Source organism: Methanosarcina barkeri str. Wiesmoor, from assembly GCF_000969985.1.
In the GTDB taxonomy this organism is placed as follows: domain Archaea; phylum Halobacteriota; class Methanosarcinia; order Methanosarcinales; family Methanosarcinaceae; genus Methanosarcina; species Methanosarcina barkeri_B.
Map to the genome: position 1 here is coordinate 2359219 of NZ_CP009526.1, position 14392 is coordinate 2373610.

Here is a 14392-nt window from a genome sequence, read left to right on the forward strand (position 1 = left end):
TTTATATCAATTACTTTTATTTCTTTCCTGGCTTTCCTGGCTTGGATGCTTTTTCCTTCTTTGATGATTTACTGGCTGGAGCCTTTGTCTGTGTGGCTGGAGCCTTTGTCTTTGTTTTTCCACTGGGTACACCGGTTTTTGAACTGTCACCCATTGTAGACTTTCTTACCATTTAAAAACACCTCTTAGCTAGTATTTTAATTAAGTACTTTGGAATACTGTCTCAAAGTTATATATAAGTTTCCAGCCAAAGGATTGTTTCTCGATAGGACTTAGCGGGTGAACTGAGAAATCAATAGCATTAAACCCAATAGCATTAAACCACCATCTGTATAAACTACTAAACGAGTTATAACCCTAAATGTTCTTGATTGTGTACTTCAAGTGCATAAGTCAATATTTACAAGCATTAAGGTAAATTTGGAAATGTCTTGTCATAAGGCTCATCAAACATATAATTTTTCCATTCCTCTTTGTTAAGGTTTCTGGTTAAACGATTGCCTGCTTCGTGTATAAGATCTTCTGTTTTGTTATGTATCCACAATCTTGCCTTATTGTCATCACTCGCTGTAGCTACGTATTTTCCATCAGAGCTGAATACAACTTTATATACTGGACCATTATGGTTCAGAACAAAAACTTGTTTACCTGTATCTGCATTCCATAAACGTGCTGTTTTATCATAACTCGCCGTAGCTATGTATTTTCCATCACGACTGAACACGACATTATTCACCCAACCACTATGGTTCAGAACAAAAATTTGTTTACCTGTATCTGCATCCCATAAACGTGCTGTATTGTCATTACTCGCCGTAGCTATGTATTTTCCATCAGGACTGAATACAACATTATTCACCCAACTACCATGGTTCAGTACAAAAATTTGTTTACCTGTATCTGCATCCCATAAACGTGCTGTATTGTCATTACTCGCCGTAGCTACGTATTTTCCATCAGGACTGAACACAGCACTAAGAACCTTATCAGAATGTCTCAGAACAAAAATTTGTTCACCCGTAGCTGCATTCCATAAACGTGCTGTATTGTCAAAACTTGCCGTAGCAATATATTTTCCATCAGGACTGAATACAACATCATACACCCAACCACTATGGTTCAGAACAAAAATTTGTTTACCTGTATCTGTATCCCATAAACGTGCTGTATCGTCACCGCTCGCCGTAGCAATATATTTTCCATCAGGACTGAACACAGCATTGTATACCCGACCATTATGGTTTAGAACAAAAATTTGTTTACCTGTATCTGCATTCCATAAACGTGCTGTATTGTCTTTACTCGCTGTAGCTACGTATTTTCCACCGGGACTGAACACAACATTATATACTGGACCATTATGGTTCAGAACAAAAATTTGTTTACCTGTATCTGTATCCCATAAACGTGCTGTATTGTCACCACTCGCTGTAGCAACGTATTTTTCGTCACGACTAAACACAACACCATATACCGGACCATTATGGTTCAGAACTTCTGTAGCAGCTATATCCCATAAACCTGCTGTTTTGTCATCACTTGCCGTGGCGATGTATTTTCCATCACGACTGAACACAACATTATTTACCGAACCATTATGATTCATAATCAAAATTGGGTTGCCTGTGTCTGTATCCCATAAACGTGCTGTATTATCACCACTTGCTGTAGCTACATATTTTCCATCAGGACTGAACATAACATCATACACCCAACTATCATGGTTCAGAGCAAAGATTGAGTTACCTGTAGCTATATCCCATAAACGTGCTGTATTGTCAAAACTTGCCGTAGCAATATATTTTCCATCAGGACTGAATACAACATTATTTACCCAACTACCATGATTCAGTACAAAAATTTGTTTACCTGTATCTGCATCCCATAAACCTGCTGTATTGTCATTACTCGCCGTAGCTATGTATTTTCCATCAGGACTGAACACGGCATTATTTACCGAACCATTATGGTTCAGAACAAAAATTTGTTTACCTGTATCTGCATTCCATAAACGTGCTGTATTGTCATTACTCGCCGTAGCTATGTATTTTCCATCAGGACTGAACACGGCATTATTTACCGAACCATTATGGTTCAGAACAAAAATTTGTTTACCTGTATCTGCATCCCATAAACGTGCTGTATTATCATTACTCGCCGTAGCTACGTATTTTCCATCAGGACTGAATACAACATTATTCACCCAATCGCCATGGTTTAGAACAAAAATTTGTTTACCTGTATCTGCATCCCATAAACGTGCTGTATTATCATTACTCGCCGTGGCTGCGTATTTTCCATCAGGACTGAATACAACATTATTCACCCAACCACTATGGTTTAGAACAAAAATTTGTTTACCTGTATCTGCATCCCATAAACGTGCTGTATTATCATTACTCGCCGTGGCTGCGTATTTTCCATCAGGACTGAATACAACATTATTCACCCAACCATTATGGTTCAGAACCACAACTCTATGAGGTATGGATAATAATTCCTGACGTATTAACTTATCAGCATCCAACGATAATTCCTGACGTAACCTCTCATCATGCAATGTCTCACTGATTCGAAATGATTCGATAGCAAGAAGAATACTTTCGTCCAGAGTTGTAGGATATTCCTGTAGATTTTGAGATTTTGCATTTAAATACGAAGCAAGAGCTCCTTTCTTATTTTGTTCAGTCTGTATCCATAGATATGTCGTAGATAAAGCTAGAATCAAAATAATAATAGAAATGGCTGCAAGTCCTTTAATAACGCGGTTTCTGCTCCTTTCTTTTTCAGCCCGTTTTCTCTCTGCCCATTCTTTCTCTAGCCGCTCTTTCTCTAGCTGCTCTTTCTCAGCCCATTCTTTCTCTGCGCGTTCTTTCTCTGCGCGCTCTTTCTCTACTCGTTTTTTCTCTGCCAGTTTATCATTAAAAACCTTGTTAGAAGATAGTATCGGTTCGATAAATCTATCGTGAGTCAGTTCGTACCAGCGTGCACCTGCCCGCCACTCTGCTCTAATAAGGTGCATACTTTCAAGCACATCGATGGCTGTGTTGGGAACACCATAAGTATACTCTGGAGCTCTGTACACCATCCCCCGAGTCCCCATCGTCGTTATCAGCACTTCACCGCACAACCTACGCAGGCCTTCCTCATCAACGCGTGTCTTCTCTGTAGCTACCTCTATAGCCTCTTCGTAAAATCTGTAAAGTTCCTGTTCTACATTGCCATAGGTTTTCAGGTGCTGAAATGTGATTTGTGTTATATCTGGAGGTAATTCTCGCCAGAGATTCTGGCATACTACCTGAAGCTGCACAGCTTCTATGAACTCTCCTGTTACCTCAGCGGTCTCACCTGGCGCCGTTTCAACTCGAATCTTTAGCAAATCTTCAACAAGTTTTTCTGCCACGCCTTCCGCAAAAGAGCGGCCAGTATATCTCAAAGGCTCTTTGATTGCTAGCAGTGCAGCCTCACTGCGAAGACGTTCCATGTGAAAACGCGTCCGCAATCTTTCGGGAAGAAGATATACATAAGGATCTAGCTGGGCTATAAAATCCTCCCGCATGACAAAAATCACCCTTAAAAGAGGATCTGCTTCCAGAGCAGCGCTCACTTGTTCAAAAAAGCCTTCTCTATCTTTCCAGCGGTCTTGATATAAAGAGAATATTTCCTCAAACTGATCGAAGATAACTGCACGGGGTAAAGGCATACCATCTTCGTCCAGCATATGCTCCTGTTCATTCAAGAAATCAACAAGTTTCATTTTAGCCAGGCTTTCTACATCATAATCACCTTCATCCCAGCTTGCGAGCGTATTAAAGACATAGATATTAGAAATCTCGTCAGTTGTTATATTTTCCAAAATTGTGCCTTTAACTCGCACAATAGGGAAAACTTCAAATTGGTTTTCCTCAAGAAGAGGAATAAGCCCTGCATTGAGAAGTGAAGTCTTGCCTGCACCCGACTGGGCATAGACGAGAACCAGATTATGTGCAATAACCAGAGACAGAAGATCTCGAGCTTCACGGTCCCTTCCAAAAAAGATGAATTTATCTTCCTGCTCAAAAGGTCGAGGGCCCACGTAAGCCTGGAATTCAGGTCCCACTATTGAAAGCCTCCCATCGTGTTTTCAATTCTGCAGAAAATTCATGGTATATCATCCTTAACCCCCGGAGCTTATTTGAACCTGGAATTTAAACGACAATCCGAATCGTCTTAATTCTTATTTGTTTAATCCTTATTTGTTGGGTTGTGACAATTACGACTGATCCTTCTTTATTAAAACCGGTGTTAGATACTCTGGAATGCCATGTAGTTGGATTTGTATACACCCAAATCTATATGCATCTTCAATGCTACGTCCTCCTCCCAATGCCTGGTAAAAACCTATAGCGAAGGCGATAGCAGCTCTATCACCGATTTCCTGATTCATTCCAATGACATATTTGATGTGTTTAGCGATGGCTTTTGCCTGAATCTCTGCATAACAAGCGTTCAATACTACACAATTCACCTGATCACTAAATTGTTCAAACAATGCAGCCAATGCATCATGCTCGATTGGGTGAGCTTTTCCTTCCAGATCCTCAAAGTACAAAGCACCTGTAGATGTGCCGTGACCGGAAAAATGGACGATTTGCGGCTGTGTATCAAGCAAAGCTTGGGATATATCTGATGGGCGAACTGACAATTGTGGCAATTCTAATGTAAAGCGGTCCCGAAATTTAGCCAATTTCAATTTTTCTTGAATCTCTCGAAATTCTTCACCAAGCCTCAGACGAGATTCATTAGTGGGATCGGCTGCTAAGAAGAGTATTGAAATCTTAGCAGCTTTTTCTTCAATTGGAAAACGTCTCCTACTCTCTGTATCTATTTTTGTGGTATCACGATTGAAAGCCTCCCATCGTGTTTTCAATTCTGCAGAAAATTCATGGCAATCGTGCCAATATACCTGGATATGAAGATCCTCAAAATAACTATCCAGATATTTCTGAGCTTTTTCTTCATGGGTCTCAGAAACATTCCTTGGCACAAGCTGCACAGATATGTGCTTTCGAACCATACTTCTTCCGATGTATTCATCAAGAATCCGGCAAAGAACACGGAAATCCCAGTCAGTTATCTTGTAGCCTATGAGAAGAAGAGATGTGCCTCCAAACGCTTGCTGAATACGTGGTGGAAGCAGGTTTTGATCCTTTGAAATAGAAGCGAGGAAGTCTAGATAGTTGTCCTCTGTTAGAACCAGTGACTCTGGTATTTTATAGCAGCCATGAAGATAATATACTAAAGGTTTTTCCGGAGTGGGGTCGAAGTCTGATGACATTGGTTTGCGTTGCATTAGGTATTCATTCCACCGACATATTTCCTGGATTGGTGTTTTACCACGGCTTTTAAGAGCTTGCACCATAAGGTCATCGTAAGTTGTGGTAATATAAACTGACAATGGAAGATCGGCTAACACTCCGTGAATTTCATCAGGAGTTTCAAAGTATGTTGGTGTGACTTCTTCTGACATTTTAGTAATTCTATTACAAATTTCATCCCTTGGAAACATCTCGTCTTCTTCGATCACAGCCACAAACTGAGCTACCCGTGCCAAGTCATAAGAGTCTTCCATTGGGTAGTCGTACTCTTCTGCCCACTCATTTGCAATCTGGGAAATAACAGAAATCTTTTCAAAACAGGCTCCAGATCCGAGAAAAGGAGTGCACTTTCCATTCTTGATTCTCTTAAGAAGGATGTCCCAATCCTTCTCTTCCAGCATTTTTGGCATAATTAACACCTTCTAGAAAGTTAAATTCTCTTCTCAATTTTTTTCGTGTTTCCCCCGTTTACCTTTCTTTTAACTTACTTGCTGTCTTGAAAGCAGATTAAAAACTAGGGCACAGAATTAAACTGTTTTCAATTCCTCTCTTTCTCAACTCTTCCAAGTCAAGGTCACATTAAAATTAGCACCTGCACCTGCTGCTATAAACATGCCGGCCTTTAAATCCATTGAGATGCCAAAAGAAACTCGAACTTCTTCGGGTTGTTTACTGAGGTCTTTTAGCCTATTCAATACGGTATTAGCAACAGGCTTTACAATACCAAGTGATTCTTCAAATGTCTGATTTGTGATATTTACAATCTCACGAGATGTAGATGAACGTGAACCACGAGTTGTTTCCCCTTCAACTTCAGCCTCTTCTGCTTCTATTAATACAGTACTGCCGTCTTCCAGAGTAAATTTTACAAGGCGTTTCATAAAAAATCACAATTAAAAATATTTATGACTAAATTAGTATTTTTATTGAATATTAACAGTATATTTACTAATATAGAGAAAATAATTATTGAATTAACAAGAAAAAGAAGTCAGAAATACAGATTAAAGAATAGTTATACATAATTAAAAATATGCATATAAAACTTATATAATTATACAAAATCAGGAATAGTTATACAAAGTCTATCTTTTATACTTGTCTTTTGCCGGAAGAACTGTAAGTAGAACAGTTCAGCTTCTCAGCACGGCTTTTTTTTGTGCTAACCTCTATTTTTTACCTCTGAATTTTCCCAGGTATCCGAAGAAATCAAATTTGTTTTCAGATTTTTTGCCCTCAATTTTGTTTTTTTCTATTACTTTGAATCTTTTATCTATAATATATTCTCCAATCGGATTAACAAAACCAAGTAGTATTCCCAGCCCTGTAAAAATATATAAAACTGTAAAAATTTTCCCTATGTCCGTTTTAGGTGCTAAGTCCCCGTAACCCACTGTTGCCAGAGTGATAACCGAAAAATAGAAAGAATCAAGCCATCTCCAGCCTTCGACTCTATGGTAAAAAAAAGTGCCTACAGAAAGGGTGATCACAGCTAAGTAAAGGAGAGACCTGAACTTCGGATCTTTAAGCAATGTTCCTAATGTCTTTATAAACATCAAGAATGTGAAAAGAAAAGGAATCGTTATTTTTCCTCCAGGTATAGTTTCAATACAAGATTAACAAGAAATTTGTGCAGATCCATAAGCTCTCATTTAACCGAATTGCTGATATTTTTAGAAACGAGGACTTTCAGTCCGGTCCCACTTTCTGAAGCTCTGTCCAAGCAGGTAGAGGGAAGGAGGCAACAGTAGGAGGTTTAAAAGAACATAGTAAGGGCCAAACATTGATAGGACAATGTTAACCAGCAGCAGAGGCATGACTGATAACGTATATACTGCGAAAGTTCTGCCATTATAGAGGTTTATGGAAGGAGAAAGCCCTGTCAGGTAGATAAGTATCGAAACCATGTAAAGTGAAATTGAGAAGAAAAGTAGCAGGGCTGGAAGTAGAAAAACAGGGTCTATTTTAAGGGTGAGCAGGATAAGAATTATAAGTGGGACCAGATTCAGAAAAAGGTAACTGTTGAGTTTGCTCCTTATCATGTCCGAAACTTTTAGGGGAAGGAAAGCATACGAAGCAAAGATATCATACTCTGTAAGCCAGTTGTACATTGAAGAGGAAAGGACTCCTAGAACAAGGGAAAACAGGATTATAATATTTAAAGCTGGTAGAACCTTTCCCAGGGCTGAAAGAAGCATCCAGATAAGAGCTGCAGGCAGCAGGAGCGAGAAGACTAACTTTCCAATTCCTCCCTCACTCCTTTTAAGGTCAAGGAAATCCTTTGCAACAAAAGCTGCATACCTGTAGGAAACGAATTCTTTGCACAGCATGGCAAATGAGTTCGAAAAGCTCTTTTTTGCCTGGGGAAAGTCCACTTTCAGGAAAAACAGGGATAAAACCGAAGGAATAATTACAAGTCCAGAGGAGAGCAGGAAACAGCTTTTTGAAGGAAGCAGGAAAAAGGAAAGGCTAGGCAAACTATATGAGATTTTTGAATCCAGATTTCCGGAAATAAAAAGCAGGAAAATGCAGCCAGCCAGTAAACCCCAGGTCAGCAACTTTCCAGAATGAGCATAGATAGTAGATAAGAAAAACACTAGTGAAAGCCCGATCATAAAGGAAAGAGAAAGGGTCAGGAGAAGGACGAGAAGGGTAACAGGAAAATGGAAGTTTCCTTTCGGTATAAGGGCTGCAGCAAGCGCAAAACCTGCGATGAAAGGCAGCACATAGAGAACAAAGTAATATACGATATCTTTCATAAGGAAGTTTGCAAAGATCAATCTCTCTGAAACAGGAAGCGTCCTTGAAGAATATGCTATCAGACTTGCCTGTCCGAAACGCCGGTTCATAAATTCTTTACCCATAAGTCCAACCCCTATCATGCCTCCCAGAAGCAAGAAAAGATAATGCATCCTGAGCGCGATCTGGGCATATGTAAAGATTTCGCTGAAAATCGGCAGCATCAGACTTACGAAGAAAGTAAACAGAAAAATAAAAAATGGAAAGAGGGAAAAACCATTATTTCCAAAAAGATTCGAATGCAGCCGCCATTCTTCTTTAATCATGCTTTTGAAGATCTCAAACATAAAATCCCTGCTAGTTTTAGTCCTAGTTTTAGTCCTAGTTTTAGTCCTAGTTTTAGTCCTAGTTTTAGTCCTAGTTTTAGTCTTGATTTTGTGCTATTTTTACGCTCGTTTTTGTGATATCTACTCTTATTTCAGGCAATTTCTACCTTATTTTTAGGCAATATTCTTGTTATTGTGTCATTTTTACTCTTATTTTTGTGACCGTTTGAGAATTCCTACATGATAAAATAGTTTCACATTCCAAAATTTTGGCATAAATTCAGAACTTTTATTGTACATTAATGTGCAGGTATAATCAAACCGATGCCGGAATTCCCTGATTGGCTTACCAGTTCCAGAAAGAATTCTTCAAAGCTCCTTTCCTGAAGAACAGGATCGTCCACGCGGCCTGTATAAACCATTTTTCCTTTGTAAATGATCCCAATGCTGGTACAGATCTGTTTTGCAATTTCAAGGATATGTGTTGAAATAAAAACTGTTCCCCCGTTTTTCACACAGATTGTGAGAAAATCCTTTACTTTTTTCTGCATTACAGGGTCTAAGTTGATTAGAGGCTCATCAATAATTGCGAGTTCAGGCTCATGCAGGAAAGCCTGGGCAAACATCAGTTTTTGTCTTGTGCCTCTTGAGAGGTCCTTGCACAGTGAATTATTCTGGTCCCCAAAATCCAGGAATTCAAACCATTTTTCACAGGCTTTCTCGTAGTTTTCCATTTTCCGGATCTTTGCAACAAAATAGAGGTATTCCTCTGCCGTCAAAAAACTCGGTGGAGTTTCCTGTTCAGGAACAATACCTGCAAGTTCGCGAGCTCGAATAGGGTCTTCGAGCACATCTACTCCCAGTACCCTGACTGAGCCGAAGGTTGGCTTTATTTGACCGGTAAGCATTTTGATCATGGTTGTTTTTCCTGACCCGTTAGGGCCCAGAAGCCCAAAAAGCTCACTTTTTCCAATCGAAAAGGAAATGTCATTTACTGCCTTTCTACTTCCGTAGGATTTAGAAAGATTTCTTACTTCAATCATCTTTAAGGCTCCGGAAAGCCCGATATTTACAGGCAAATAATTATACAATGCCAATCATATAGTAAATTAAAGTAAATTAGAGTAAATTAGAGTAAATTAAAGTAAATTAGAGTAAATTAGAGTAAATTAAAGTAAATTAAAGTAAATTAGAGTAAATTAGAATTAATTAAAGTAAATTACAGTAAATTAAAGTAAATTATAGTTAACTGAAATAATTGGAATTGTTCAGGGTAAATTAAAGTAAATCAGAGTAAATCAGAGTAAATCATATAGTGATTAGTTGTAGTAAGTTTGTAGTAAGTGATACTAAATAAAATTTTTCCATAAGTAGATATCATCTAAAAATATATAAAAGAATTTGGGGGAATATTTTTGAATTTAATTCAGAACAGGAATGAGATTATTTGAGTTGTGAAATAAGGAAAAATAAAAAAGTTTAACGTGAAATTATTTCAGAATAAAACAAAATATACTTTTATTAAAAAATATTTATTGAAATAATGTTATTAAAGATATTTATTGGAATAATGTTATTTTTTCAGCCCTTTTTCAATGGCTTCAACAACACTTCTCAGTACTTTGATTCTGGAGTATCGTTTGTCGTTTGATTCTACAATAACCCACTGGGCATTTATTGTGCTTGTTTTCTGGAACATCTCATCGACTGCAATTTTATAATCTTCCCATCTGTTCCTGTTCCGCCAGTCTTCATCTGTAATTTTCCATTTTTTCTCAGGGTCATGTTGCCGGCTGTTAAAACGTTCCAGTTGAGTTTCCTTATCAATGTGAAGCCAGAACTTAACTACAATTGCTCCGGCCTGTGTCAGGATTTCTTCAAATTCATTGATCTCCCTGTAAGCCCTTTTCCATTCATCCTCACTGCAAAAGCCTTCAATTCTTTCTACCATGACGCGGCCGTACCAACTCCGATCAAAAATTGTTATATGGCCGGCTCTAGGGATTCCTTCACAGAAACGCCAGAGGTAATGATGGGCTTTTTCTACGTCATTCGGTGAACCCACAGGGACGACCCTATAGAGCCTGGGATTTAGATTCTCTACAAAACGGTAGATGTTTCCTCCTTTTCCGGCAGCGTCCCAGCCTTCAAAGACAACAACCAAGGGACGCTTTTTCTCAAAAAGCTTATACTGGAGGTCTGCAAGTTTTTGCTGGTATAACTTTTTTGATTTTTTATATTCATCGGCATCCAGCTTTTTGGAGAGGTCAATTTTTTCCAGAATAGAATTGTTAAGCTGAGGGACCTCGGGTGTTTCCGTATCCAGATATTTTAGGGTCTGTTCAGCCGGTATTCTGGTTGCCTGTTCAATAGAATCTTCAATCGCATGGATGACCGTCGTCATAATTTTTAAAGTTGCAAAGTTCCTATCATTAGCTTCCACTATTGTCCAGGGAGCATAAGGCATATCGGTCTTCTCCAGGGTCTTCTCGACAAGTGGTAGATACTCACCGTATTTATGGATGAAATCAAGGTCCTGTTTTGCTCCTTCTTCATACTCGTCAAATATCGGAATATCAACTTTTTTGAGGTCTTTAAACCGTTCTTTATGCTCTTTTTCACTGATATGAAGGAAAAATTTTATTATAAGGTACCCATCATCGGCAAGTTGCCGCTCAAAATAGTTTATTTCTTCCAGGAATTTCCACAGTTCTTCTTCCGATTTATTCTTTTCCAGACTCTCTATAATTGCTCTGCTATACCAGCTCCTATCAAAGATTCCAATCTTTCCTCTCACAGGAACTCTGGACCAGTAGCGTACAATGAAGGGCTTAAGAAGTTCTTCATAGCAGGGCCTGGTCATTGTGTGGAAATCGTATCCTCTTGGGTCCAGAGAAATAATAAAACGGTTGATATCCTCTGCCATTCCGGATACGTGCCAGCCTTCAAAAACGAGGATAACAGGTATTTTCAAATCTCGGGCTTTGCGCTGTAGTTCTCCGAGCTTGGATTTAAATATTTTGTGATTTTTTTTATACTCAGCAATTGTTACTTTTTTAGAGAGATCAATTTTTTCAAGCATAAGTGGCCCTGCTTATTTTTTTAAAACCGAGAATTATATTAACATCAATATTCATTTGGTACGAGTTTTAAAATCTAGTTCAAAATTTAGTTCATTGAACATAATAGCTTCTGAATAAATATGATACGTAAGCTATATTTAATTTAGTTTTTGTTTTTTGCAGATGTTACCTTATTTTCAATTAACATATATATCAATTGTCTGCTTCTATAAATTGATAATATTTGACCATGTTAATGGAAAATAATGAAAACTCATGCTTATAGAACAAAGTATTCGTTTTATTCAATGTTTTTATTTAAGAGTCTATACAAACAAAGCAGAAAACTATTTTATAATCATAGCTTAATAATTATATGATTTTTGAATTATACCTGGTATTTTTATTTAATAAATAGGATATATTTGTCAGTTCATTTTATAAGAGTTCTATAAACTCTCAATATCTAATATAAAAATTTATTTTAATGTATATCATATAGTATATTAAAATTTACATTACTGTGTATTAAAATGATACACATACTTTAAAATGTGTTTTTGATACTGTATAATATACATGTTATTTAAAAAAGTCACAGATTATATTTGGTTAAAAACATTCATTATAAAATAAATTGTTTAGTGACTGTTTTATTTTGTAATTTATTAATTTCAGAATAATTAAAATCATTTTAAGATATATATCTTTATATTTTTATTACGTACTTTTGTACAATAACATAGAAAATCATATTTAAATACAGATATATTAAAGTAGTTAACAAAAAATCAGCACTAAGTTCTAAAATCTGTATTTTAATATATATTAAATTTTGATATCTTTTAATTATATTAAATAGTAATCATTAATTAATCATTGAATAAAAGATATATATTGAAACTAAATTATTAAAGTTAGTTACTTCACAAAATAAACATATACAATTAGTAAGCTAATGTGATTCAAAGATATTTAAATTACATCAATTTTTCAGGATTTGTCATTACTTTTTACTGGAGTCTATAAATATGGCTCTATATTTATAATATGGTTTTCTAATCAAATAGTCTACACCAAGAATGTTTAGTTCTGGTAAAAACACATAGGCTTAAATTGAACAAGTATTAAAATAATATAACATATATGATAATTAATAATCAAATATAACTACTATTCAGAATAAAAGACTTTTTGTTTTTAAATGGAATATAATCTACATTCTTATAGTATCTATGTATGTAGGTTTGTTATATTCTTTATCCTTTTTCCTTCATGACTTCATGCATTTACCCTTACGGTTGTCGGCCAAATGTCTCATATTCATATAGTCTCTGTAATAAGAGACTTTACAAAATTGGGGTCTAAAAACTATTCTGTAGATAGTTTTGATTTCATACCTATAATATATAAGAACAATTTCATTTTTAGATGGCTTAAACCTGCGGAAAAGTTTCAAAAAACAAACAATATAAAATAATCTTATATATATGCGTTAAGGTTATAAATTGTGATTTTGTTTATTACAAAAATGGAGCTTTGTTCACTCAAATGAGGTTCCATACAAGATAATAAGGAAAACATGAAAACTAAATGAAGTTTGTCTGAATAAGTTTGTTTTTTGTATATTTAACTATAAATTATTCATATCTTTTTCAACTCTGTTTTTATTTTTAGTTACGGGATATTTTATATACAAGACATATAAATGAATTTTTCGATTATTATATACCTATATTTATATAATATTTTATAATCCATTCAGTGTAGACTTGTAATACATAAAACTGACAGATACACATAATTAAACAGTGAAATTAAGTTGAATCAATAAGTTTTAAGATACGTTAATCAAATTTTATACTACCAAAATAATATATAAAGATTACTCTTAAACTTTTTAATATTATATATATATAAATTATTATTATTATTATTATTATTATTATTATTATTATTATTATTATTATTATTATTATTATTATTATTATTATTATTATTATTATTATTATTATTATTATTATTATTATTATTATTAAAATATATAGATAAATATATTTTAATAATAATTATTTATATATATAATTTTCTAAATTTAATATCTATTTTTATTAATATTATATATATATCAAAAAGTTAGTATTTATCATACTTAATAATGAATTTTCTTTTTTCTTTTATGTATTATTATACAATTACAAATAAAAAATACCAAATTGGAGTACCTGGTTATTCAAGAAATATCAGAGAAATAGAACAAATCTGTAACCATCTTTAATACTAGTAACTATATTTTAATACCAGCTTAGAATGCCAGCTCAAGATCAAATATTTCTTCAAAAAGTTTGTATTTTTTGCGGGCCCTGTACAGGTACTGACGGATGGGAGTTTCATCTTTTGCCCTGGAAAAAAGAGCTTCGATTTCTCCTCGGGAGAAGACGGCTTCAAGCTTTTTCATGGGAATTGATTCAAGTCCTTTCCAGTCATCGATCCTCTGATTGCTTATAGGAATTGGAATTGGAAGCAAAGATACCTGGACCTCATCTACCCAGTTCCATTTGGAATCATAGATGTTTGCATAAAAAGCCCCGCAAGAAATGCATTTTGTTACTATTATGGTTCTTTCTCCTGCCTTGTGGTAGCTAAGGCTCATCAGTATGGAGTCGCATCTGGTGCAGTTACCAATCTCATTTTCTTCCAGGCTATAAGCATGTATCTGGTTTTCTCCAATGTATAGATCATTTCCTTTAAGATCATAGCTGTATTCCATATCATTTGCTCCTGGATGAGGTTGAATGGGGCAATACTATTGCTTTTTGGGCTTTTAAATTCTCACTCTCTTTCTTTGTAAAGGATATAAACCTATTAATATTAATCCCCTCTTATGAAGACTTTTAGCTTCAAGGAT

General features: G+C 35.6%; 9 protein-coding genes. All 9 read right to left on the bottom strand.

Annotated elements, in window-relative coordinates; all coding sequences use genetic code 11:
- Positions 1-16: 16 nt before the first annotated feature.
- The gene (locus MSBRW_RS22150; protein ID WP_155398191.1) at positions 17-172 is read right to left on the bottom strand and encodes a hypothetical protein; all 156 of its coding nucleotides are present in this window, start codon (positions 170-172) and stop codon (positions 17-19) included.
- Between the two features lie 237 nt (positions 173-409).
- The gene (locus MSBRW_RS09930; RefSeq protein ID WP_011307803.1) at positions 410-4099 is read right to left on the bottom strand and encodes an nSTAND1 domain-containing NTPase; all 3690 of its coding nucleotides are present in this window, start codon (positions 4097-4099) and stop codon (positions 410-412) included.
- 153 nt (positions 4100-4252) lie between these two features.
- On the bottom strand, positions 4253-5767 hold the full coding sequence (locus tag MSBRW_RS09935; RefSeq protein ID WP_011307802.1) for an SIR2 family protein: 1515 nt from the start codon (positions 5765-5767) through the stop codon (positions 4253-4255).
- Positions 5768-5911: 144 nt separating this feature from the next.
- Positions 5912-6238, bottom strand: coding sequence for a CU044_2847 family protein (locus MSBRW_RS09940; RefSeq protein ID WP_011307801.1), 327 nt, complete (start codon positions 6236-6238; stop codon positions 5912-5914).
- Positions 6239-6526: 288 nt separating this feature from the next.
- Positions 6527-6913 carry a potassium channel family protein gene (locus tag MSBRW_RS09945; protein WP_011307800.1) on the bottom strand — a complete coding sequence of 129 codons (387 nt, stop codon included), beginning with the start codon at positions 6911-6913 and terminating at the stop codon, positions 6527-6529.
- Between the two features lie 117 nt (positions 6914-7030).
- Positions 7031-8443: a hypothetical protein gene (locus MSBRW_RS09950; RefSeq protein WP_011307799.1), complete on the bottom strand. Its 1413-nt coding sequence runs from the start codon at positions 8441-8443 to the stop codon at positions 7031-7033.
- A gap of 278 nt (positions 8444-8721) precedes the next feature.
- A complete protein-coding gene (locus MSBRW_RS09955) occupies positions 8722-9465 on the bottom strand; it encodes an ABC transporter ATP-binding protein (protein ID WP_011307798.1) in 744 nt (247 codons plus the stop codon).
- Positions 9466-9995: 530 nt separating this feature from the next.
- Positions 9996-11504 (bottom strand): polyphosphate:AMP phosphotransferase, encoded by a 1509-nt coding sequence (pap, locus tag MSBRW_RS09960; protein WP_011307797.1) that lies wholly within the window; start codon positions 11502-11504, stop codon positions 9996-9998.
- 2285 nt (positions 11505-13789) lie between these two features.
- A complete protein-coding gene (locus MSBRW_RS09965; protein ID WP_011307796.1) occupies positions 13790-14254 on the bottom strand; it encodes a hypothetical protein in 465 nt (154 codons plus the stop codon).
- Between the last annotated feature and the right edge of the window lie 138 nt (positions 14255-14392).

Excerpts from the sequence above, each read along its gene's own strand:
- MSBRW_RS22150 (WP_155398191.1), bottom strand. The coding sequence starts at position 172 with ATGGTAAGAAAGTCTACAATGGGTGACAGTTCAAAAACCGGTGTACCC.
- MSBRW_RS09965 (WP_011307796.1), bottom strand. The coding sequence starts at position 14,254 with ATGGAATACAGCTATGATCTTAAAGGAAATGATCTATACATTGGAGAA.
- MSBRW_RS09945 (WP_011307800.1), bottom strand. The coding sequence starts at position 6,913 with ATGTTTATAAAGACATTAGGAACATTGCTTAAAGATCCGAAGTTCAGG.
- MSBRW_RS09940 (WP_011307801.1), bottom strand. The coding sequence starts at position 6,238 with ATGAAACGCCTTGTAAAATTTACTCTGGAAGACGGCAGTACTGTATTA.
- MSBRW_RS09955 (WP_011307798.1), bottom strand. The coding sequence starts at position 9,465 with ATGATTGAAGTAAGAAATCTTTCTAAATCCTACGGAAGTAGAAAGGCA.
- pap (WP_011307797.1), bottom strand. The coding sequence starts at position 11,504 with ATGCTTGAAAAAATTGATCTCTCTAAAAAAGTAACAATTGCTGAGTAT.
- MSBRW_RS09950 (WP_011307799.1), bottom strand. The coding sequence starts at position 8,443 with ATGTTTGAGATCTTCAAAAGCATGATTAAAGAAGAATGGCGGCTGCAT.
- MSBRW_RS09935 (WP_011307802.1), bottom strand. The coding sequence starts at position 5,767 with ATGCCAAAAATGCTGGAAGAGAAGGATTGGGACATCCTTCTTAAGAGA.